This is a genomic window from Aureibacillus halotolerans (assembly GCF_004363045.1).
GTDB classification, from domain to species: Bacteria; Bacillota; Bacilli; order Bacillales; family DSM-28697; genus Aureibacillus; species Aureibacillus halotolerans.
This window is the reverse complement of record NZ_SNYJ01000005.1, coordinates 48,099-70,208: the sequence shown is the minus strand read 5'-3', so window position 1 is coordinate 70,208 and position 22,110 is coordinate 48,099. Positions and strand designations below refer to the sequence as shown.

Here is a 22,110-nt window from a genome sequence, read left to right as displayed (position 1 = left end):
TCATGAGTTGGAATTGAATTGAAGGGCTGTCCCAAAAGTCATCTTAATGACTTCCCGGGCAGCCCCAATTCTCCCTAAAACTCCTCACTCCTCCGTGATCCTCGCATTGCGGATATGTGGATTTAACGAAGAATAACAGGCGATGCCGAACACCCAAATGCCGGCGGTGACAAAGAGGGGAACCACACCGACAATATCTGCTAGCAACCCACCAATGAACGTACTGAAGGGAATCGCCAGCACTGAAATCGCAGAAATGACTCCCACGACCCTTCCGCGGAAATCTTCCGGGATTAATGCCACCTCAACCGCTCCCATTGAAATATTTCCGATGATCACGGAAAGCATCAAAACCCCCTGCAAAACTGCAGTGACTGAAACCGATGTGGAAAAGGCCATACCGATCAAGGCGAGGCTCGCGAAAAACCACCCAAAGGCAAGGATTTTCCCTGCCCCAAAGCGACGTTCAATGACTCCACAAAGAATTCCTGCCAGCATGGCTCCTACGACCCCTGCCGCTTGGATAATCCCATACGCTGCGGGACCCGCGTCAAGCTGCTCGCTTACAAGGACAGGATAGAGTGGCCCCGTAAAGGTGACGACGTTGATGAGTAAATTGATCCACACCATTGATTTGATGAGCGGTCTTTCCGAGATCACACGCCACCCGTCCCCCAACTCTTTAAACAGTGCCAGACGCATCGGTTTCCCTGATGGTGGTGCGACTGCCTTCGCCTGTGCCGGAAGCTTTGCCGCTAGAATGCATAACGCCGCACCGAAAAAGGTAAAGGCATTCCCGGCAATGGCCCACACGACCCCTGTGAAGGCGATAACAATACCGGCTGCCGCATTCGCAAGCAATGCGATGCCTTGTTGGACCGTCGAGAAAAAGCCCTGTGCCGTAATAAGCAATTCCTTGCCAATGATTGAAGGCATGATGGCACTGCGTGCGGGCCTCATAAACGAGGTAAGGCAATTGATCACAAACACAGCGACGTAGGTGACCACTGGCGAAAGATACCCCATGGCATAAATCACAACAGCAAAAATGGCAACGACGATAGCAAGGAGGAAGTTGGTCACGACCATGATCTTTTTTCGACTCCAGCGATCCGCGTACACACCAGCAATTGGCCCGAAAATAATATCAGACACATGCCAAACCACACCCACAAGCGCAGTTTGCAAAGCAGAGCCGCTCTGTTGGTAAATCACCCACATGACGGACAAGTTAAAAAAAGTATCCCCGATCGTCGCAATTGACTGTGCTCCCCACAGCCACATTAATGGACTATTCTGAAATATACGCCGATACCGAGAGCCCCCAGATGTCGTCTTTTTGTTTATGTTCAATCCCATGTGCTTTAGCCCCCTCTCATACAGCTTAATCTATGTTAGCCAAAATCCTACTTTTTTCACATTCATTCGACACGACATAAAAAACAGAACTGCCACATTCTCTGAACGCAGTTCTGTACTCTTTTCGCTTAACGTCATGCCAATCCCTTGTATAAATGACAATATTTTTCTAAAAATGCTTAATAATCTCCGTTGTGATAGATGTTGATGAAAATAATGACTGCGACTCTAAGACGCCCTCTGAAAAGCGGTATCAAAGTGTCTAAAGTTTTTATGGAGGTGACAACATGAGAGGACCGACCGATCAACTCACACAGGCATATCGTGTTCCTATCATAAATTTCCTTTGAACACGCTTTGTTTATAAAATACGCACCTAAAAAATCATTTGAACTAAGATCATATAAAAAATGGTTCCTCCCGCTATTGAAAGAAGCATATTCTTTTTCCACAAATGTAGCCCAATTACTAATAATGTCGCAATCATTTCAGGCACCCCTTGACTCCCCGCGTAGAAATTAATATTCCTTAGCGAATAAACAACTAACAATCCAAATACGGCAGGAGGTAAGACTTTTCCTAGATACTTCACATAGGGTGGAGTAGGTTTATCCTCTGTAAAAATAATGAAAGGTAAAAACCGAGTAGCCATCGTTCCGACCACAACAAGACCAATGATAATTAACTCTTCTAAGATCGTCACTATTCATTCACCACTCTGTGCTTTTCTCTTGCGGTTTGCGCTTTATAGTAAGAACAAACAAAATAAGTATCATGGCTGGAATAATAAATCGTTCAGCACCAAACAATAGTAATGCCACAAAAGACACGCACAAACCCGTGAGTGAACTAAAGGGTTTTTTTTCTTTTGTCCACTGATCAAGAAATATAACTAGGAAAAGAGCCGTCATAACAAACTCTAATCCTTCAGTGTTTATAGTTAGCATAGACCCGAATAAACTACCAATGGTTGCACCAATCACCCAATATGAATGGTTTAGCAAAGTTACAAAAAACATAAACCAGCCTCTGTCTACATGCGAAGGAATGTTTGCTGAACTATTGATAGCGAAGGATTCATCGCATAGCCCGAAAATCAAATAGATCTTTTTTTTACCTGTTCCTTTATATGTTTCTAACATTGATAACCCATAGAATACATGTCTTGCATTGAGCATTAAAGTTAGGAATAGAGCATTTAGAGGATTAAATGCAACCATTAATAAGTTGGCAGCTACAAATTCCATTGAACCAGCGAAGATAATCAAACTCATGAGGATGGCATAAATCGGTTCAAAACCTAAGGCATTCATAAAGATGCCATAAGCTATACCTAAAAAGGTAAACCCAGCTAAGATAGGCAGCGTACTTGGGAATGCAGATTTACATGCCATACTTATTGTTTCTCTATTAGACATTTAACCCCATCCTTGTTTCACATGTATGTATTTATAACATATAGGGGGTCACAGATCAAAACGCAGAAAACTTACGCTAAAGGTTATTTTTAGAAAGCGATCCATTAACACTTTATCGCTAAAGAATATTCATACCCCTAAATAAAGAATGGATGAAATTTAAGCGAAGTGTTACAAGAGAATCACTAATAAACCGAACAATTTCAATTGAATTGTTCGGTTTTTTTAACTGACAAATTAGGTGTTCAAACCCCGTTTTAATTCGCTTCCTTTTCCGCCTCATTTGTCGTCATAAAGGTGACGATCATAAACAAGAAGAAGGAGATCAGAAGGATGAATCCTCCGACGATAAAGAGGATGAGCACAAGCGTGTCATTCCAATTGAATGGATTCAAATTGTAGAGCCACATTCCTGCGGTTAAACCGAAGGCGCCGATCATCGCTGTGATGCTATGAATGGTGACAAGCCTTTTGTATTTAACCGTATACACTTTGTAGAAAATGCCCCAAGCAAATACAGACAACCAGCCGACCAATAAAATATGCGCATGAACTGGGCGTAGGGCATAGTCCATGCTACCTGCCATTTGTGCCCCTAAAAAGGTGCCAAACAATCCGAAAAACGTTGAAAAACGAATCAAACGAATACTCCACAGTTTCTCCATCTTTTCCCCCTACTTTTTTTGCCTTGTCCTTTAGGATAGGCATTTCTATGAAACTTCTTGCTCTAAGACTATCACGGATTTCATAGGATAGAAACGATGGATAGGATGGTTTATCAGTTTCATAATCTTCTCCTTGCAGGTGACGTTACGTCATCACTTAATGTAGAGGTAAGGAGTTGATTTTATTGAAACGAAAATGGGTTAAACGCTTGGGGATTTTAGCATTGATTTCGGCTGGGGGCGTCATCCTTGTCGGCTTCCTTTTTAGAGACGACGGGACACTCAGTCGGTTTTTATCAGACGAAGCGGAGACCGAATTCAAAGAAGTGTATGCTTCGGCGATGAACGAGCTGCCAGAACCACATACCCAACAGCGTATTGAAACGACCTTTGGTGTCGTCCAGATGTATGGCTTTGGCGATGTAGAGTCAACGAAGACTCCTTTGCTTTTGCTGCCTGGCAAATCTGCCTCAACACCGATGTGGGAAAGCAACCTTGCCGACCTAATGAAGGAGCGCCCCGTTTACACGATAGACTTGCTTGGTGAGCCTGGACTGAGCACTGTTGAAAAACGAATGGAGACGAGGCCATTTGGCTACATGAGGTAATGATGCAGCTTCCTCACGAGCAACTGCATGTGTTGGGCCTATCGTTTGGCGGTTGGAATGCGGCTAATCTCGCCTTGCATCAGCAAGACAAGATCGCTTCGCTCGTCCTCGTCGACCCCGTGTACGTGTTTGATAGCATTCCCTTCACAATGATACTCGCGTCCATTCCGGCATCAATCCCCTTTATCCCAACGTCCATTCACGAGGAGGTGCTTAGCTATATCTCTGGTGGGGCCGAAGTCAATGAAGCTGGACCCGTTGGTGCTTTAATTGAAACAGGCATGCGGACGTTCAAAAGTAAAACCCCTATGCCAGGGCTTCTCTCTAAAGATGATCTACAAAGTCTTCAAATCCCCGTGCTTGGCATTTTAGCTGGGAAATCAACAATGCATCACCCCGACGAAGCCATGGCTACCGGAAGAGAAAATTTGAGCCATTCATTAAGCCCAATGGTGTTGTTTGAAGACGCCTCGCACGCCATTAATGGAGAGTACCCAGAAGAGCTGGCAAAGGTCATCGCTGAATTTCTTGACGAGGTTGATGAACATTAGGGACATTCGATGTGTGAAATAGAAACAAAATGCAGAAAATAATGGTAAAATTAAGGAAAGTTTACTCCTCAGGAGATGTTGGTATGTTCAAAAGAAAACTGATCACCGCTGTATTCGCAACGCCTTTAGGTCTCATGTTCATTTTCGCACTGTTTTTCGGTGAGTGGCAACGACCATTAGAATTACTGTCTATGTCTTTTATGATTAGCCTATGGGTTGCACCATTTATCGTTTTGTATGGCGTACCTGTTTCATTTTTATCCGACTTTATCGGTAGACGATTGCAGGAGTCAATACGAAGGACCGTTGCATGTGGCGTTCATCTGATTTTCGGCGTTCTATTTGGGTTTGTATACCCTATGAATGTGCAGCATTCCATTTTAGGTGTTGAAATCGACAGGGGATCGCTTTATGCCACCACTGTGGCTTTGTTCTTTTGGATAATTGATGAGCTTCTACGGAAATGGACGTTCCCTTCCCGCTGCTATGCTCGATTCGCCTCTCGTTTCCCCTGCAAGCTTCTCAAGTCACCACAATTGTAAGACCCCTGGGGTTTCGGGTGCTAAGTTGCGACCATCTCAGCACCCGAAACCCAATCCCACACTAATCTGTGCCTTTTACTCCTCGGCGACGGAATCTCTCTCTGTATTGTTTTGGCGACACACCCTCTGCCTCCTTGAATCTGCGCGTAAAGTAGACCCGGTTTTGAAACCCTGCTTTCTCCCCTACCTCGGCAATGGGAAAGCTGGTTGAGATAAGTAACATTTTTGCTTTGGAAATGCGATAGCCATTCAAGTAGTCCAACAGCGTACACCGATAGACTCGTTTGACACAGCGCGCAATATACGTCGGATGGAAATGCAGCTGTTCGCCAAGACCTTCATAGGAAAAGGGCTTTTGGTACTCGCGGCGCAATAGCGCAGTCGCAGCGTCTGCTAGCTTGACCACTGGATCGTCCGGTGCCATCTGGTCCTGAATCAAGCTTTGAAGAATCTGCTGAAAGTGCGTCTGCTGTGTCCAGCGCGCGGCAAGCCCTGACTGCTTCTCCATTTCAATTAAATCCCGAAACCCCGCAAGCGTCTGATCTGGCGCAGGTAGCCGAATATGCTGAGGGAGCTGAATGAGAAACATGCCGGGGAGCTGTGTTTGCACCGCGGGTTCCTCTGAACGTCGGTGTTCCATGTGCCACGGTTCATTCGTATAAAAGTGCAGCCAATGAAAATGTGTTCGTTCCTGACACGGTTCTGTTCCGAAATGATGCTGGTCCGGGCGTAAAATGAGCGCCTCGTTGGAGCGGATCGTCCACTTGCGGTCGCTTTCTCCGATATACAGAGCGCCTTCTGTGACGACAAGCAAATCAAACACACCTAAAGAGTCACGGCTCATATGGCGTTGTCCTGGGCGATAGGTATCCTGCCCATTCGACAAATAGGACGGAAAAGGAGGCGCCGAAAATATCAGCTTTGATTCATCCATGTGCTCACATCCATAAGTTATGATTGTATACATCCTAGTTCGCAAACGCTCTTTTTGTCAACGCTTTCAACACCTACAATCATAGTAAGCATAGCGAAGTACAGCTTCGCTTACACAAAAGGAGTGATTCATTGATGAAAGGTTCTATGCAATCCTCAAAATCCACCATCGGCTACAAAGCCGCCCCGCTTACCGAGCTCCCCCTTGGTCAAATTCAGCCTGAGGGTTGGCTGCGAGATCAGCTGAAGATTCAAGCTGAAGGCTTTACTGGCCAGCTCGATACGTTTTGGGAGGACGTCGGGCCAAACAACGGCTGGCTTGGCGGAACTGGTGATGATTGGGAACGAGGTCCCTATTATCTTGACGGTCTTCTCCCGCTCGCCTATGTGCTCCAGGATGAGGCATTGATCAAAAAAACAACCCCGTGGATCGAATGGACACTCTCAAGCCAGCAAGACAACGGACAGTTTGGACCAACGTCCAATACAGACTGGTGGCCACGAATGGTCATGCTGAAGGTGCTCATCCAATATGCAGAAGCGACCCAAGATGACCGCGTTGTTCCATTCATGACAAAGTATTTTCGTTACCAGCTGAACACCATACAGGCGCAGCCGCTTCGTGATTGGGCTGTCGCCCGGGGTGGAGAGAATATCCTCTGCATACAATGGCTTTATGAACGGACACAGGATGCCTCTTTGCTTCAGCTCATCGACATTCTCCATCAACAAACGATTGATTGGACTGGCATTTTTAACAAGTTCCCTTACTGGAGATATCAAACGTCCTATACGCACCGTGTCCATGTCGTGAACATTGCAATGGGTTTGAAGGAACCGATGCTGTATGCCATGCACACCGGCGACAAAGAGCATCGTGAGGCGCCTCTCTCTGGCATTCGTGCGTTAATGACGCACCACGGGCAAGCCCACGGCATGTTTTCAGGCGACGAATGGTTGGCCGGCACTCACCCGAGCCAAGGGGTCGAGCTCTGTGCCGTTGTCGAATATATGTTTACACTTGAGCATCTTGTTCGGCTGTCGGGAGAAGGGGTGTACGGGGATATTCTTGAAAAGGTGGCCTTCAATGCGTTGCCAGCAACAATTGGCTCGGATTGGCGGAGCCATCAATACGACCAACAGGTGAATCAAGTTATGTGTACGCTCGCCAAACGGCCTTGGACACAAAACGGCGACGACGCAAACCTGTTTGGCCTTGAACCGCATTTCGGCTGCTGCACCGCCAACATGCATCAAGGCTGGCCAAAGCTGGCTGCTCGACTGTGGATGGGTACAAGAGATGGCGGACTTGCCGCAGTGTCGTATGCGCCGTGCACCGTTCAAACCACCGTTGCGAACAGTGTGAACGCCAAGCTTACCGTAGATACGGACTATCCTTTTAATGACCGCATCAGCATTCAAGTCAATCTCGCTAATAGCGCTGCGTTTCCAATAAAGCTGCGTATTCCCGAGTGGTGTCACGATCCTTCCATAGTAATCAACGGAAGCAACCAGCCGATTTCGTTGAATGACGGCTTCACCACGATCGAAAGAACATGGCAGAACGGGGACGTGATTCAACTCACGCTTCCAATGGAACCAGTCGTGGAACCGCGAGCAAACGATGCCGTCTCTGTGTCCAGAGGCCCGCTCGTTTACGCTTTGCCTGTGCAGGAGCGTTGGCAGAAGCTGCGTGGCGAAGAGCCTTACGCAGATTGGGAGATTTACCCCGAATCTGCCTGGAATTATGGACTTTGCCTTGATTCGGAGAACCCGGCGCAAGGCTTGGTGGCCGAGCAGAAGGACATTGCCCGCCAGCCATTTTCACCCGAATCTGCTCCTGTCGTTCTTAAAGCAACCGGCCGAAGAGTACCGTCATGGAGGCTTGAGAACAACTCTGCTGGGGATCTGCCTCACAGCCCGGCACACACCTCTATGCCAAAGGAAGACCTGACACTTATTCCCTACGCCTGCGCCAGGTTGCGCATTGCAGAATTCCCACGGGTCGAATGATGAGTGTAAAGCCCCTCCAGACATTGCGTCTGGAGGGGTTTTTTACGGTCTTCTGCCGATGTACAACAAATGAGAGGAAACCCCAAGGATAGAGCGGTCGTTCGCGAGGTCAATCAGGACGTTCATTAACTTCTCCGTCTCCCCTTTTTCCTCCCAAACCTGCCATTGCTCATGACTCATCAACCCACCGATACTTGAGGAACCGATCAGGTCAATAGTTTCAAAGCCGTGGTCTTCCATAAAAGGCTCGATATCATTCAGGTCGAAATAGTAGGCTCCTGTAAACCGCCCCTTATCCGCATGGGTAAACGTCCCCGTGTTGCGGAACTCATTAATCTCATCAATTGTGTCATTTGGCTTCCAGTGGTCCGGGTGCTGAAGCGAATTCAATGTCATTCTCACCCTACTTTGAAAAGCAACAAACACGATGCCTTCCTTTTTCGTAACTCGGAATAACTCTTTTACTGCACTTTTTCGTTCGCCTTCCGTCTGCAAATGATAAAGAGGACCGAGCATTAAAGACGCATTAAACTCCTCGTCTGGAAAGCCTTCCAACTTCGTCGCATTCAACACATGAAAGCCACTGAAATGATCCGACAAGCCTAAATCGTCTGCCTTACCCTTCGCCGTTTCAACTAATTTCGGGGTGACATCAGAAAGCGTGACCTGATACCCTAGCTTGGCTAACTCCATAGAATACTTCCCAGGCCCTGCCCCGTTGTCCAACACATGCCCATGAGAAGGCAAATTCGTTTTCATGTAATGCCAGTTAATGAGAAACTCTAGCGGCTCGCGATCCAAACGGCCCCATTCGTCATAAAGGGAATAATAATCAATCACATTTTTCATCTGACTCCACCTCCATTAGTGTTTATGCATCAAAAAACTATGAACACAAATCCCCCTATTGAGTTTTAGTTTGTATCCAATATGCTAGTACAGTTCTTAATTAGCGCAAAATATCTTTTACACTATGTGACCAATTCTATATAATTAGATTATAAAGAAAAGGGTGGTGAAATCTATGAGCATAAACTTTTTTGAACACAAAAAAACAATTGCTATTAATTTGCTTACCTTTATTCGCAAAAGAGGGTATTCTAAATTATCCTTGTCGAAGTTAACCGGCATCTCACGACCAATGATAGATCTAATTTTGAAAGCTGAGAGTCCAAGCCCAACTACGTATAATGGGCAAATCACTAAAATTAATGAAGCATTCGACTTACCAGAAGACTATTTTCTTACGACACAAGGTATCACATCATCGTCTGATAGATCAATTAGTTCTGCTTTGGATCGTGGGATTTCTAAAGAAAAAAGTGAACGCACAAAAGAACTTTTAGAGGGACTAGATATCATATTGGACATTTATTCAATGTACGTATATAAGGAAGGTGGAAATTTAAAAAGCATTGAACAAATTAATAATAAGCTACGTAACTAAAACCCCTCCAATATCGTATATGAGTACTGATGTATGTATCTTCAACGCCTTTTTAAAAAATCTTATACAACCCCAAGACATTCCCTACATACGACCTAATCCTGAATCATCTATCGTTGTTGAGCATTTTTCAGACGGTAGTTCAGCATTGCATGAAATCGTGCTAGAAACGCATTTATTTGCGGAAATATGCGAAAACACACAAAAATTTACTATTATTTTCTGATACAATGAATTGGAAAGTAATACAATCATCAAGCGTACGACATTGATTGGAGTGGTTTCCTCCTTGAAGAAGCATATCATCCCGATCCTTTGTATCACGGTGCTCGTATCTGGCGTCGCGTTGACTTATGGAGGCCTTACCTTTTGGAATTCCTGTAATAACTTTCTGAGAGAGCCACTGATCCAAACAAACGTTAATGTGGTTGAGATGACAATGAATGGAGCAACTCATTCCACGCAAGATCCAGAGAAGATCGATCACCTTGTCACGCAAATCAACCAATGCCAACGACTGAACGCAAAAGAGATGTCTTTTGCAAGCGAGCCAACGAATTCGTTTACGCTCTACTCCGGCAGTGATAATGAATCTCTATTTTTTTACGGGAACGAGTCAGCGCATTTTCTTTATGATGGATTTTATATAAAAACGAATGTACAAGTGAACGCGCTTTTCTAGAGTGATTGCATTGGTACAACATGTATTCTCATAATAGTACATTTTTTCAGATCATGGGGGGATTGGTTTGAGATGGATCTTTTTCATAGTGCTGTTGATCCTTGCGGGGTGTCAAACTGGTGAAACCGTTACGGCAAGCCATGAACATGATGATTTCACCATTCAGGTTTCCGTGCCAGAACATGTTCAAGCGAACCAACCGTTTACCATAGTGACTGAATTATCAAGCCATCATGATCAGGAGATTGAAATCATCACAGGGGAGCCCATCTTCCATCACATGATTTGGGACAGTAACGGGAAAGCGATGAATTATATTGTTAGCACGTCTATTGGGATTCACCGAACTCTTAAGGCGCAAGAAACCCTTTCAGAAGAAAAGAGCTACACATTGAAAGAGCCGGGAACGTATGAAATATCTGCGGTAGTCACATTCACTCATGTTGGTGTAAATGATGGTTCAGAATATAAGCTGGAGACGCCTAAAAGAACAATTGAGGTTACAGAATAAAAGCAAAGGAGCGAACCAATGGCAAACACAGTGACTTTATCTTTTCGAATAGAGGGGCCTGCAGAAAAATCAGGAATGTTCACTTTTGAAGAATTAGGGATTACAGATGATATGGATCAGGACGCCATAGAGAAACATATTGAGAAGATCTTCGAGTCTTGGGTTTGGGGGAACATTGCATTTTCGCGAGTGGTTAGGTTTGAGGAAGAATAATTTAGACGCCCTTCTAAGGTTCAAGATGCAGCAGTGATCTCTATGGTTAAATCATTTTCTACATTATTGTTGAGATTGTTATTAAAGCTTGTTGCAGCCTTCGTGATTTTTTACCTTACAACCCAAACAGTAAGTAAGCTTTCCATCCTAGTCCCTTGGAATCGGTTCACCGATCTCTTTTTCATGATTTTTTTCCTTTTGTCTGTCTACTTGTCTTTCGTGTTTTCAAGTCTACTTGTTGACAAACTGTTGCGTAAGTAAGCCATATAAAAAGGACTTCATCCCTCTAAACCAGGCGTGAAGTCCTTTTTTGTTTGAAACCTATCTCAGCCTGTTCCACTAATGCTTCCGACGGTACAAAAACATCGTCAGCGGGGCGAAAATCACTACAAACAGCCCGGAAATGACGAAGACCCAAACGACTTGCTCCACGGTGACCGTTCCATGCATGCAGCCACGCACAGCATTTGCCAGAACTGAGATCGGGTTGATGGAAACGAAGCCTTGCAGCCATGATGGCAACGTTGACGGATCGACGAACACGTTACTCACAAAGGTCAGCGGGAACAGCACCATCATGCTGACCATCATAAGCGATTTGTCGGAGCGCATGATGATGCCTAGCATCGTCCAAATCCATGACAGGCTAAAGGAAAAGATTAACGTCAGTGCAACAGCGGCGAGGACGCCAATCACACCACCTTCTGGTCGAAATCCAAGCAAGAGACCGAGTAAAATCATGACGGCTGAGGCGATGGAATAACGGATCACGTCAACGAGCAGACCGCCGATAAGTGCGGACGGCAGCCAAATCGGCAAGGTCCGAAAGCGATCGAAAATCCCCTTGCGAATGTCATTGTTCAAATCCAAACCCGTGTAAATGGAAATCTGTGTCACTGTCATCACAAGTATTCCAGGGAGGAGAAACTGCAAGTATTCACTCGTTGAACCAGCTATCGCCCCGCCAAAAAGGAACGTGAACATTAATAGAAAAATGATCGGAAATACCGTCACATCAAACATCTGCTCCGGCAACCGCTTGATTCGAAGCAAGGCGCGCGTCACAAACGTTGACGTTGAAGCCACAGCACTTGGCCGATCAGGTCGTTTCCCAGATGTAATGACGTGAATCAGATGCTCCTCTTTTGACCGCTCTTGACTGCTACTCATGCTTGCCCCTCCTTTACGCCCGATTCCTGCTCTGCTGTTTCTCCAGTTAAGGTCAGGAACACTTCATCCAAGCTCGGCTTGCTTAATGAGAAATCACTAATTTCGATGTTTTGTGAGTAGATCTCGCCCAAGGCTCCTACGACTCTTGACGTATCGTTGACCTGAGCTGTTACTGTCGTCTCGTCCTGCTTATGAACAGATACCTGAAGCGTCTGCTCCAAAATAGCAACTGCCTGCGCTAGGTTGTCTTCCTTCTCTAGTTGAACACTTAACGTATTGTTTCCGATAGAAGCTTTCAAGTCATTGCTCGTGCCTTCAGCGATTACTTTGCCGTGATTGATGACCGCGATCCGATCCGCGAGGCGATCAGCTTCTTCTAAGTATTGCGTTGTTAACAATACGGTCGTTCCCACGTTGGCGAGTGCACGGATGATATCCCACACCTGATTGCGGCTTCGTGGATCGAGACCCGTCGTTGGCTCATCTAGAAAAAGCAGATCCGGCGTTCCAACAATGCTGGCGGCAATATCAATTCGTCGACGCATCCCGCCAGAGTAATTTTTGACCTGTTTCGCAGAGGCGTCATCCAAGTCAAACGCGTGCAGCAAATCACGGGCACGGACTTTTGCTTCCTGTCGTGTATACCCGACGAGCCGTGAAACCATCACGAGGTTTTCAAAACCGGTTAAATCTTCGTCAATCGAAGCATACTGACCGGTCAAACTGATGCGTTGCTTGATGACATCTGCTTCAGTAAATAAATCATGCCCGAAAATGCGCACCTCCCCTTCATCTGGTCGGAGCAATGTCGCCAGCATACGAATGGTCGTCGTTTTCCCAGCACCATTCGGCCCGAGAAAGCCATAGACCATGCCTTTGTTGATGGATAAATCAACGCCATCAACAGCACGCTTCTCGCCAAATATCTTCACAAGCCCCTTCACTTCAATAGCAAGCTCTTTGTTTTCGTGATTCATCGTGTCGACCACCTTTCTTCTTATGCCTGACCTATTACTATTACTATTTGCCTTTTTCAATCTAATCTAAAAGTGGTCTCGCTAGGAATACATTTGGTTGTATCCTCGTCACTTGAAGTTACTAAGGGTATAAACATAGGGCTTCACAGCAAGCGTTGCCTAACGGAGGGAACTGTGTTCGTACAGATGGAGGACCGCCTATTCACCTTTGGGTTTACTGACTATCCAAGTTTCATTCGTGCCCTTTAATCGAGTTTACGTCAGTTATAGACTGCCTCCTCTTCATTTCTCCATACCATTTTCACCATACAACATTGATGCAAGCCCCTTTTTCAGAAAATCATTTAGTGAAGCATCAAGAATTTTCTTAACAGAACCCGTCACAGAGCTTTAATCTTTTAATAGAAGGTTTGGGGGAGAACAAGAATACAAAAGAATTTTCCATCGTTTAATGTTGTTTCTTTTCAGGCACGACAAAGCACAGACAAGCTCTTTCTACCTAAAAAGGTGATGATTTTCGCTTGCCCAATCCGCAAATGTCCTGGCCGGGCGACCTGTGATGTTTTCCACAGTTGACAGGACGGTGTAGCCCATCTCTGGTGGGTTGGTGCTCATCTGAATAAAGAATTCGATGCTTTCGTCATCATAGCCTTCTTCTTGCCAGCGTTTTTTCGCTTCGTCTAAGCTGATCGTTTCAAACGGAATCTTTGTCTCGAGAGCTTTTCCGAGTATGTCTAACTGGTCATGGACCGATAGCGCCTCTGGTCCTGTCAATGTATAAAGCTGCCCATGATAGCCCTCTTCCAAAAGCGTCGCCACAAACACTGCAGCGATATCCGCTTCATGGATAATCGCTCCCCGAACGTCTCCATCAAGCTCACGGACCGGCTTGCCGTTTCGAATGGCTTCCTGCCAGTTATCCACGGCGTTCCACATAAATCCGACAGGCTGAACAAACGTCCATTTCATCGTGCTGTTTTTGATCGCTTGCTCGACCTCCCCATCGCCATACACCGTCAACAAGCATACCTTTTGCACGCCCGCCTCTTCCGCCAAGGCCACGACCTCGGCATTCGTTTCCAAGTAGTTCCCTACCTGATCTGATGATGTCAGTAAGTACATCGCGGCAACCCCGTGCAACGCTTCTTTGAAGGTTTCAGGAGCCATTAGATCTCCTTTGACAACCTCAACACCGATAGGAAAACCTGCCTTATCGGGATTACGTGTTAATGCCCGAACTTCCTTCCCTTTTTCCATAAGCTGATCGACAATATGCCTTCCAACCGTACCTGTCGCTCCTGTAACGAAGATTGTCATCATCCATCTCTCCTTTTATGTCTCATGAATAGAGGCTTGCCATTCGTTTGATCGTTTCAAGCAATTCGTCTTTCAACTCAGTAGGGGCCATGATCCGGACGTCGTCCCCATAGCTAAGGGCGACGGAAAGCGCGTATTCCTTAGAATAGAAGACCGTGTGTACGTCAATCACATCGCCAAGCTCCTCATATTCGTCTGGAAACTGCTCAATGACACGCTGCTTTACGTTTTGATGAAAACGCAGATGAATGTCCATCCCCTGTCCTTCATGCGATTTCAACGCTTTTTTCCGTGGAAGAAATGTTTCCTCCAGCACCTCGACAGCATTCATTCGGGACACACGGAAGAAGCGATCGTCCTTCCGCGACAAACAGTAGCTTTCGACGTACCATTTCCCCTCCTCCCAAAGAAGGTTGTACGGTTCGATCGTTCGTTCCGATTGCTTGCCTTTCGCATCCGTGTACGAACAGCGGACCCTTCGCGATTGGTCGATCGATTGCAGAAGAATGGGAATGGTGCTTTTTTCAGTCTCTGAGCCGCTCATGGCAACGATGATGCGATCCTTCCGATCCTCGTTTAATAGCGCAGGCTGCAGGGCACCAAGCTTACTAAGCAACGGACTGATGCTTGCCGAGCCCACAGCCCCCTCCATCCCTTTAAAGACGGCATAGATGAGGGAGAAATCCTCAAGTGAAAAGTGCTGCTTTGTCAGGAAAAAACCGCTCATTAACTCATAGCCGCCCTGACTGCCAGGAATCGAAGCTACCGCAATGCCCGACTGGTTGATCAGCTCCATGTCCCGATAAATCGTCCTCACCGTCACCTCAAACTTGGCAGCCAACTCCGGCGCCGTCACTCGCTTCTTCGTCAGCAATTCCATCGTAATCCCCAGCAATCGGTCCAGCTTCATGTCCTCACCCCACTTGATAGAGTCCTCTAGCCGCTAAAGACAGCATAAACGAAGAACCCTGACATCTGTATGTCAGGGTTAAAATCGAGAGATATATTTTTCATAGGAGTGGTTTGTCATCACTCATTATGACCTGCTCTCCAACCCCGAATCGGTGAAAATTGCGTTATTGATTATATGAAAGGATGAAATTAGAACAGCCTAGATGAAGAAACATTTACAAGAGGTTTCATTTATACTATAGGAAATGATCACGAGATACTGAAATAGTTAAAAATTTCTTGCTAAGGAGATAACAAATGCCAATTATCAAGCATAAGGAAATCATCAAGGCACCTGTTGATGTATGTTTTGACCTAGCAAGAAATGTGGATATACATACTAAAACGACGGCTAAAACGAAAGAAAAAGTGATAGGCGGGGTGCTCAAAGGATTGTTAGAAAAGGGTGATACGGTGACTTGGGAAGCTACTCATTTCGGTATTAAACAAAAACTAACCGCAAAAGTGACACATATGAAAAAACCTACTTTGTTTGTTGATGTTATGGTCAAAGGAGCTTTTAAATCATTTACACACACCCATCAATTTATAGAAAAAATGGATGGGACACTAATGATTGATACATTTGAGTACAAATCACCTTTTGGTCCTATTGGTATCATTGCAGACAAACTATTTTTGGAGAAGTATATGGCAAACTTTCTAAGTTCTCGTGCAAAAGAACTAAAAAGAATTGCAGAAAAATAATGAAACGGTGCTCCATCTGCGACGTATTTATTTTGGCTGAGTGAACCTTACGCTTTTGGCATCTGTTCCGGATCCATGTAGAGTGCATTCCAGCGGTGCCCATCTGGATCGGCAAAGCCACACCCGTACATAAAACCTTGGCTTTCCGCTGGCTCCGCGTAGACGGAGCCTCCAGCGGCTTCCGCGTTTCTTGCCAGTTCATTGACCTCATCCCGGCTCGCTGCACTTATGGAAATCAAGACTTGAGAAGCCTCCCTGGGATCGGCAGCGTCTTGTCCAGTGAATTGTTCAAACATCTCTCGTGGAAACAGCATCACCGATGAGTTATTCTCTCCAAACGACAAAATCACATGCCCCGTCTCTTCTCGCACAGACACATCAAACCCAAGCTGTTCAAAGAATGATTTAGACCGTTGCGTGTTTTCTACAGGAAGATTGATCCATACATCCGTAGCCATTCGCCATGCACTCCTTCTCTGTGTCATATCCTAATTAGTATAGCATCGGTCGTTGTTGGAGATTTCTTTTTGATTGCGGAATTAGTGTCCATCTTCTTCAATGTTCAAATTGGAACCACTTGCCCACTCTTAAAAGTGAATCATTTTTAAATAAGGTAAACAAAGCCCAAATGATACATTTGACCGCCAGTATGTAAATGATTTCCCTCAAAATACCCCTTCTTATCGTATTTATAATGCAAAGGTATTATGATTTGTTTAAACTAAACAAAAGGGTTTTTTGGGGATAAGTAAGAAAAGAGGAGTGTTATCCGATGGCTCAATCTCTGAGAAGAAAGAAGGTTATTATCATCTTAACTGTCATGGTTTTGATCTCTTCAGCCATAGCTTACTTCTATTTAGAAGAAAGAGTTACTTTTGAAACTGTGCAGGCGAATTATGAAGTGTTCGAAACGCCCGCTCCCCTCGAAGAAGCTAGTGACTTCATTCTAACTGGGACTCCTGTCGAAAATGAAAATTACTTGAGAACGACTCGGGAAGGATATGTAGAAATTGCTTATACAATGACCGAATTTAAACTATCAGAGATCAAATACCAATCGCCTACAGTTTATAACTTTGAACCGGGAGAAACCATTACTGTGATAGAACCGACGTATGTATACGATAACCATTTCCCGCTAGGAAAGACGCGGTTCTCTACTGGTGGGTATACGTTAATGGAAGAAGGCCAAGAGTACCTTCTTTTCTTAGACTACAATGAAGAAGAAGATACGTATGTAATGAATGGGGTCACTCAAGGGAAATATAACTTCGAAAATGATTTTGACACGAACGAATTGCGTTTGAGTGATCACGCCCAGCAACAGCACGAGGAGTTTCGAGAATACTTTATTGAGCAGTATCGTTAGGATTACTTTTAGCAGCCTCATCAAACCGATAATGAAGTTCATTACACACATACTCAATCCACGCTTGCTGCGGAGTCACAATCGCCGGCAAATGCTCAATTGGCGACCAAAACAAACGGTAGTGGTGGTTGTCCACTTCAACAACCCAGCTCTGACGTCCATCGTCCTCTACAGACAAATGATAAAAGTAGCGGACCATCCTGTTGGTCAAACAGTCTGTCGGAACCCATCCCATAATATGATACGTCGTGTAATTAGGATGAACAAGTTGATCATTTTCTTCATAGGAAACCTGAGAAAAACTCCCCTCCACCCGCTGAAGGTTTACCCTGATTCCCCTAAGAAATCTCGCCCAATCAAAGCTAGTCGTGTCCGGTCTTGAATACACTTTGGTATCAGTTGTGACGGCAAATTGATCTGTCGGGAGCTCACTCTCCATCTTCCCGATATATTTAGTGCCTTTATACTGCTGGATGCCTGTTTCCTCCATTGCTTCTCGGACAGCGGCAGCTCTGTGGCTTTCAGCAACCTCCACCGTTCCAGCAGGAAGTTGGATGCCTGCATGTGGGTGTTCGAACAATAAAAGTTCCGTTACGCCTGCTCGTGATCGAGTGATGAACGCTGTAACCTTTTCAATGGCTATGGACAAGAGGGAACACCTCCGCTTTCAGTGAACATGATGTTGACCGTTTTTAGTCAAGTGTATTGAGGACTTTGATCGCTTCTTCCCTGTCATCAAAATGGATGGTTTCAGAGTGTAGAATCTGATAATTTTCATGACCCTTGCCAGCGATTAAAACAATATCATCTTTTGATGCCATTTGTATGGCTGCTTGAATGGCTGTAGCCCGGTTATTGATAAGCTCATAATTGGTCGAAGAATTATCAATACCAGCTGCGATTTCTGTCACGATCTTTACTGGGTCTTCTGATCTTGGATTATCCGAAGTAATTATCACATGATCACTCAAAGCACTCGCAATTCTCCCCATTTTTGGACGCTTGCTAGCATCTCGATCGCCACCACATCCAAATACGGTGATAATCCGGCCTTTAGAGAACTCCTTCAGGGTCGTTAATACATTTTCTAAAGCATCTGGTGTGTGTGAATAGTCGACGAGAACGAGAAAGTTTTGCCCAGCATTGACCAGCTCCATCCTCCCGCGAACATTGTCCATAGTTGCTAAGCTACTTTTAATACGTTCAAGAGGTATCCCTTCAATCAGTGAAGCCGTGATCGCAGCCAAAGTGTTGTACACATTAAATCGTCCAATGAGTTTTAGTTCTATATCAATGTTGCCTTTAAATGACTCTAAGCGAAAAGAAATGCCAGTCGCGCCAATGGTGATCTCCTTTGCAGAAACATCCGCACTTTCTTTAATTCCATATGTGATAACTTCGGCAGCCGTTCTATTTTTAAAATGATTGGACACTGGGTCATCCGCATTTAATACCGCATACTGTCTATTTTTATGAGAGCTGTTGTTGCCAAGCCGAGAGAACAATAACCCTTTTGCATCTCTATAACTTTCAAATGTCTTATGGTAATCCAAATGATCTTGCGTTAGATTTGTGAAAATACCTACAGTAAAATGACAGCCTACAACCCGTGCCATGTCTAGACCTTGGGAGCTCACCTCCATGACGCAGCAGTCCACGTTTTGATTCACCATTTGCCTTAGGTTTTTTTGCAGGACTGGCGGCTCTTGCGTGTTTATGTCTGTCGGATAGAACGTCCCATTTATTTTCATGCCGTTATTGCCCATTAACCCCATAGTAAGCTTGTGACTAGCAAATATCGTTTCAATGATATAACTTGTCGTGGTTTTGCCGTTTGTCCCGGTGATCCCGTACAATCTAAGAGCATTCGATGGGTGTCCATAAAAATGAGCTGACATGATCGCCATAGCGTATCTCGCACTTTTGACATGTATTTTTGTAACATTCGGATGATTTCCGACGTCTCTTTCTACGATCGTCGCAATTGCACCTTTTGAAACAGCATCATCTATAAATTGATGCCGATCGTCCAATAACCCGTTCATGCTAGGCACACAAACAAACAGATTCCCTTTTTCTATTTTTCTGGAGTCCATTTGGATGCCTGTGATATCAACATCGATGTCGCCATCAATTTTCTTCACCATTAACAAATCAGCGAGTTCTTTTAATCTCAATACGGCGCCCCCTTTCATTGTTTTGGCACCTATTAGTCTATGTATGCTTTTGTATCAATTCACTTTTAAAAACGATAAATGAATTGGATCTCTAGAGAAACTTCGGCCAGTTCCAACTTTAAAAACATTTATTGGTTCCGGCTCTTCTCTTGTTCTAAAGAATCCGATACGCTAATCACTTCAACGTATTTGCTGTATTTTTGTGAGGAAATAATAAAAAACGGATCTTCTTTAAGAATCTTTTCCTCTTGTTCAGTTAGATTGTCTACATGGACTGATGATCTTAAAGTGACGCCCGGATAATCTTCTAGGCGAGACAAGTCAATTGCATGATACACCTCAGCATTTTCAGCCCTGTATGCTCTTATTGGGTTTTCCAGATTGTAATACTTGGTGACCTCATCGCCTAAGAGCAACTCTATAAAGTACTCTCCATCTTCCACATATTTATCATGTATTGTGATATAGAGACTGACCATGACGGCACCTACATGATTTTTCTGATAGATATGGTTTTCAATTGCCTCATACACTTTCGGACCAAAGACAACGGCCAACAACAGGACGAGGCCAATGAGGACAAAATGTTTCTTTTTCATTGTTTTCTCCTACCTTTCAAACGTAACATTAATTATTCATTCATACCCTATTCACACCTCTACATTGTTAGGAAGGAGCGGTTTGTGTTCAAAAGGAGTGGATAGCACGATTAGAGAAGTCGAAAACCCAAATTGGCCACAGGCATCTGTGAATTCGTCCAATGATCGCGTTGATTCTGTAACAACTTTCACTAGATAATTATGTTGACCACTAATACGATGAAGGTCAATAACATCCGGATGACTTTCGCAAAAATCAATAAACTTTTCGCAGCTGTTTGTTTGAAACAGGACAAATGCTGTGGTCTCTTTCCCAAGCTTACTGGGAGACAAAGATGCTCCATAAGACGAAATTACCCCTTTTTCCTCTAACTTTCTCACCCTCTCCTTTACAGCAGGCTGTGTCATATTAATTAATTTTCCTATGTCTGCAATCGTTCTTCGTGCATTCGTTTGTAACAACTTAAGGATCTTCGCATCGGTTGAATCCACGTCATGTCACCTCGACTTTATTTTTGTCTGTTATTTTACCATATCTCCTTATTTTCTAAGGTCTTTTAAGGAAAACACATTCGTTTATGTATGTAAAATAAAGGTAGCTATTTATATACTATGTGTTGCAACCATAAATCAATCCTGATCTAAAATAAAGGAGAGTGCAATGCATATGCAAAAGATACCGGAGAAGCTTTTAAAACCATCAAGAATTGGAGCTTGGGATCTTCGTTCGAGAGTTGTCATGTCTCCGATGACGCGCAGTTTCGCAGATAATGAGACAGGGGTCGTTGGTCAAGATGTTGTGAATTATTATCAAAAACGCGCTGCAGATGGCGTTGGTTTAATCATTACAGAAGGAATTATCATTAGTCCACGTGCAAAAGGAACGACTGGCGTGCCTGGTCTTTATACACGTGAACAGATAAACGCGTGGAGAAACGTCACAAATGCGGTCCATGAGGTTGGCGGGACAATTGTTGCACAGCTCTGGCATGTTGGCCGTCTCAGTCACCACGAATTAACAGGTGGATATCCCTCGCAAGCCCCTTCAGCAATAAGAGTCGATGGCCTCGTGCATCGATTACGAAAACCTTATGATATGCCTGAAGAAATGACAATTGAAGATATTGAGGACGTGATCGCTCAGTTTGCTACGGCCGCTAAAAACGCTATGGAAGCGGGGTTCGATGGTGTCGAAATCCATGGAGCACATGGGTATCTCATCGATCAATTTACATACAAACTAGCCAATCATCGCACAGATCAATATGGTGGTGACCTTCGTCAACGGTTGACGTTTATGAAAAAGGTACTGAAAGCCGTCATTTCCAAAGTTGGTGCGGATCGAAAGATCATCCGTTTTTCTGAATTAAAGGATGAAAACCCAAGTTATAAGTGGGAGCATCCAGAAGATGCGGTTCAAACGTATATCGATGTCTTTCATGAGACCGGTGTTAAAATCATTCATCCATCAACGAATGACTTCACACAAGAGATCACCAATGGGAAGACATTTCACCAATTGGTTCGTAAATACTGGGATGGCGTCGTTATCGGTGTCGGCAATCTCAACCCAAGTACGGTTGAACCAGCACTCACAGACGGTACCATCGATCTTGCAGCATTCGGTCGACCTTTATTAGCCAATCCGGATTTTGTCCATCGGGTGAGTGAAGGGTGGCGATTGCGTGAATACGATACGTTTCAACACCTTCACGTCCTAACTTAACTTCATTTGTCAAGCAGCGTTTCCATGATAAGTCCTTCCTCGTCCCTCCCATCCTTTATCAGGCGATGGGGGATTTCTGTCGTCCAACGCGCATCAAAATTAACCATTGACCGGCTCAAAATGAACCAGTCAATGGCTGCATCATCATCGTTTTTTTAAAGCATCATTGGTTTT

The 22,110-nt window shown here is 44.7% G+C and carries 25 protein-coding genes and 1 pseudogene; 11 read left to right on the top strand and 15 right to left on the bottom strand.

Features of this window, described 5'->3' with window-relative positions; genetic code table 11:
- Positions 1 to 84: 84 nt before the first annotated feature.
- The 4 genes from EV213_RS07655 to EV213_RS07640 form a co-directional block, all read right to left on the bottom strand.
- Positions 85 to 1,359 carry an MFS transporter gene (locus EV213_RS07655; protein WP_133579929.1) on the bottom strand — a complete coding sequence of 425 codons (1,275 nt, stop codon included), beginning with the start codon at positions 1,357 to 1,359 and terminating at the stop codon, positions 85 to 87.
- Between the two features lie 376 nt (positions 1,360 to 1,735).
- On the bottom strand, positions 1,736 to 2,062 hold the full coding sequence (locus EV213_RS07650) for a branched-chain amino acid transporter permease (protein ID WP_133579928.1): 327 nt from the start codon (positions 2,060 to 2,062) through the stop codon (positions 1,736 to 1,738).
- 7 nt (positions 2,063 to 2,069) lie between these two features.
- Positions 2,070 to 2,777: an azaleucine resistance protein AzlC gene (gene azlC, locus EV213_RS07645; RefSeq protein WP_133579927.1), complete on the bottom strand. Its 708-nt coding sequence runs from the start codon at positions 2,775 to 2,777 to the stop codon at positions 2,070 to 2,072.
- A 257-nt stretch (positions 2,778 to 3,034) separates the two neighbouring features.
- Entirely contained in the window at positions 3,035 to 3,442 is a 408-nt protein-coding gene (locus EV213_RS07640) for a hypothetical protein (protein ID WP_133579926.1), read from the bottom strand.
- Between the two features lie 185 nt (positions 3,443 to 3,627).
- Between EV213_RS07640 and EV213_RS21055 the strand changes: the two genes are divergently transcribed.
- From EV213_RS21055 to EV213_RS07630, 3 genes are all read left to right on the top strand, one after another.
- Entirely contained in the window at positions 3,628 to 4,050 is a 423-nt protein-coding gene (locus EV213_RS21055; RefSeq protein ID WP_243740027.1) for a hypothetical protein, read from the top strand.
- Positions 4,050 to 4,601, top strand: a complete 552-nt coding sequence (locus EV213_RS21050; RefSeq protein ID WP_243740026.1) for an alpha/beta fold hydrolase — start codon at positions 4,050 to 4,052, stop codon at positions 4,599 to 4,601. The genes EV213_RS21055 and EV213_RS21050 overlap by 1 nt, the downstream gene beginning before the upstream one ends.
- 83 nt (positions 4,602 to 4,684) lie before the next feature.
- On the top strand, positions 4,685 to 5,143 hold the full coding sequence (locus tag EV213_RS07630; protein WP_133579925.1) for a hypothetical protein: 459 nt from the start codon (positions 4,685 to 4,687) through the stop codon (positions 5,141 to 5,143).
- A 61-nt stretch (positions 5,144 to 5,204) separates the two neighbouring features.
- Here EV213_RS07630 and EV213_RS07625 read toward each other — a convergent pair whose 3' ends face one another.
- A complete protein-coding gene (locus EV213_RS07625; protein WP_166639206.1) occupies positions 5,205 to 6,077 on the bottom strand; it encodes a helix-turn-helix transcriptional regulator in 873 nt (290 codons plus the stop codon).
- A gap of 134 nt (positions 6,078 to 6,211) precedes the next feature.
- Between EV213_RS07625 and EV213_RS07620 the strand changes: the two genes are divergently transcribed.
- Positions 6,212 to 8,089, top strand: coding sequence for a beta-L-arabinofuranosidase domain-containing protein (locus tag EV213_RS07620; protein ID WP_243740025.1), 1,878 nt, complete (start codon positions 6,212 to 6,214; stop codon positions 8,087 to 8,089).
- Positions 8,090 to 8,131: 42 nt separating this feature from the next.
- Here EV213_RS07620 and EV213_RS07615 read toward each other — a convergent pair whose 3' ends face one another.
- Positions 8,132 to 8,938: a class I SAM-dependent methyltransferase gene (locus tag EV213_RS07615; RefSeq protein ID WP_133579923.1), complete on the bottom strand. Its 807-nt coding sequence runs from the start codon at positions 8,936 to 8,938 to the stop codon at positions 8,132 to 8,134.
- A 175-nt stretch (positions 8,939 to 9,113) separates the two neighbouring features.
- On the opposite strand from EV213_RS07615, the gene EV213_RS07610 reads away from it, so the two are divergent.
- The 4 genes from EV213_RS07610 to EV213_RS07595 all read left to right on the top strand — a co-directional run bounded on the left by EV213_RS07610 (position 9,114) and on the right by EV213_RS07595 (position 10,942).
- Positions 9,114 to 9,536: an XRE family transcriptional regulator gene (locus EV213_RS07610; protein WP_133579922.1), complete on the top strand. Its 423-nt coding sequence runs from the start codon at positions 9,114 to 9,116 to the stop codon at positions 9,534 to 9,536.
- Between the two features lie 289 nt (positions 9,537 to 9,825).
- Positions 9,826 to 10,218, top strand: coding sequence for a hypothetical protein (locus EV213_RS07605; protein WP_133579921.1), 393 nt, complete (start codon positions 9,826 to 9,828; stop codon positions 10,216 to 10,218).
- Positions 10,219 to 10,285: 67 nt separating this feature from the next.
- Positions 10,286 to 10,729 carry a hypothetical protein gene (locus EV213_RS07600; RefSeq protein WP_133579920.1) on the top strand — a complete coding sequence of 148 codons (444 nt, stop codon included), beginning with the start codon at positions 10,286 to 10,288 and terminating at the stop codon, positions 10,727 to 10,729.
- Between the two features lie 18 nt (positions 10,730 to 10,747).
- Entirely contained in the window at positions 10,748 to 10,942 is a 195-nt protein-coding gene (locus EV213_RS07595) for a hypothetical protein (protein ID WP_133579919.1), read from the top strand.
- Positions 10,943 to 11,281: 339 nt separating this feature from the next.
- Here EV213_RS07595 and EV213_RS07590 read toward each other — a convergent pair whose 3' ends face one another.
- The 4 genes from EV213_RS07590 to EV213_RS07575 form a co-directional block, all read right to left on the bottom strand.
- Positions 11,282 to 12,112: an ABC transporter permease gene (locus EV213_RS07590; RefSeq protein WP_133579918.1), complete on the bottom strand. Its 831-nt coding sequence runs from the start codon at positions 12,110 to 12,112 to the stop codon at positions 11,282 to 11,284.
- On the bottom strand, positions 12,109 to 13,089 hold the full coding sequence (locus tag EV213_RS07585) for an ATP-binding cassette domain-containing protein (RefSeq protein ID WP_133579917.1): 981 nt from the start codon (positions 13,087 to 13,089) through the stop codon (positions 12,109 to 12,111). The genes EV213_RS07590 and EV213_RS07585 overlap by 4 nt, the downstream gene beginning before the upstream one ends.
- Before the next feature lie 495 nt (positions 13,090 to 13,584).
- Positions 13,585 to 14,409, bottom strand: coding sequence for an SDR family oxidoreductase (locus EV213_RS07580; RefSeq protein WP_341770326.1), 825 nt, complete (start codon positions 14,407 to 14,409; stop codon positions 13,585 to 13,587).
- Positions 14,410 to 14,428: 19 nt separating this feature from the next.
- Positions 14,429 to 15,316 carry a helix-turn-helix transcriptional regulator gene (locus tag EV213_RS07575; RefSeq protein ID WP_133579916.1) on the bottom strand — a complete coding sequence of 296 codons (888 nt, stop codon included), beginning with the start codon at positions 15,314 to 15,316 and terminating at the stop codon, positions 14,429 to 14,431.
- A gap of 299 nt (positions 15,317 to 15,615) precedes the next feature.
- Here EV213_RS07575 and EV213_RS07570 point away from each other — a divergent pair, with 299 nt between their 5' ends.
- Entirely contained in the window at positions 15,616 to 16,065 is a 450-nt protein-coding gene (locus EV213_RS07570) for an SRPBCC family protein (protein ID WP_133579915.1), read from the top strand.
- Between the two features lie 47 nt (positions 16,066 to 16,112).
- On the opposite strand, the gene EV213_RS07565 is transcribed toward EV213_RS07570, so the two are convergent.
- The gene (locus EV213_RS07565; protein ID WP_133579914.1) at positions 16,113 to 16,523 is read right to left on the bottom strand and encodes a VOC family protein; all 411 of its coding nucleotides are present in this window, start codon (positions 16,521 to 16,523) and stop codon (positions 16,113 to 16,115) included.
- Between the two features lie 314 nt (positions 16,524 to 16,837).
- Between EV213_RS07565 and EV213_RS07560 the strand changes: the two genes are divergently transcribed.
- Positions 16,838 to 17,434, top strand: a complete 597-nt coding sequence (locus tag EV213_RS07560) for a hypothetical protein (protein WP_133579913.1) — start codon at positions 16,838 to 16,840, stop codon at positions 17,432 to 17,434.
- On the opposite strand, the gene EV213_RS07555 is transcribed toward EV213_RS07560, so the two are convergent.
- The 4 genes from EV213_RS07555 to EV213_RS07540 form a co-directional block, all read right to left on the bottom strand.
- Positions 17,415 to 18,083 (bottom strand): NUDIX domain-containing protein, encoded by a 669-nt coding sequence (locus tag EV213_RS07555; protein WP_208112726.1) that lies wholly within the window; start codon positions 18,081 to 18,083, stop codon positions 17,415 to 17,417. The two genes, EV213_RS07560 and EV213_RS07555, sit on opposite strands and share 20 nt — an antisense overlap.
- Before the next feature lie 43 nt (positions 18,084 to 18,126).
- Complete coding sequence (locus tag EV213_RS07550; RefSeq protein ID WP_133579912.1) at positions 18,127 to 19,611, bottom strand: UDP-N-acetylmuramoyl-L-alanyl-D-glutamate--2,6-diaminopimelate ligase; 1,485 nt, start codon at positions 19,609 to 19,611, stop codon at positions 18,127 to 18,129.
- Positions 19,612 to 19,739: 128 nt separating this feature from the next.
- The gene (locus EV213_RS07545; protein ID WP_133579911.1) at positions 19,740 to 20,210 is read right to left on the bottom strand and encodes a hypothetical protein; all 471 of its coding nucleotides are present in this window, start codon (positions 20,208 to 20,210) and stop codon (positions 19,740 to 19,742) included.
- A 51-nt stretch (positions 20,211 to 20,261) separates the two neighbouring features.
- Complete coding sequence (locus EV213_RS07540) at positions 20,262 to 20,702, bottom strand: Lrp/AsnC family transcriptional regulator (RefSeq protein WP_133579910.1); 441 nt, start codon at positions 20,700 to 20,702, stop codon at positions 20,262 to 20,264.
- 193 nt (positions 20,703 to 20,895) lie between these two features.
- Here EV213_RS07540 and EV213_RS07535 point away from each other — a divergent pair.
- Positions 20,896 to 21,936, top strand: a pseudogene (locus EV213_RS07535) (oxidoreductase); the annotation flags it as partial.
- Positions 21,937 to 22,110: the final 174 nt, after the last annotated feature.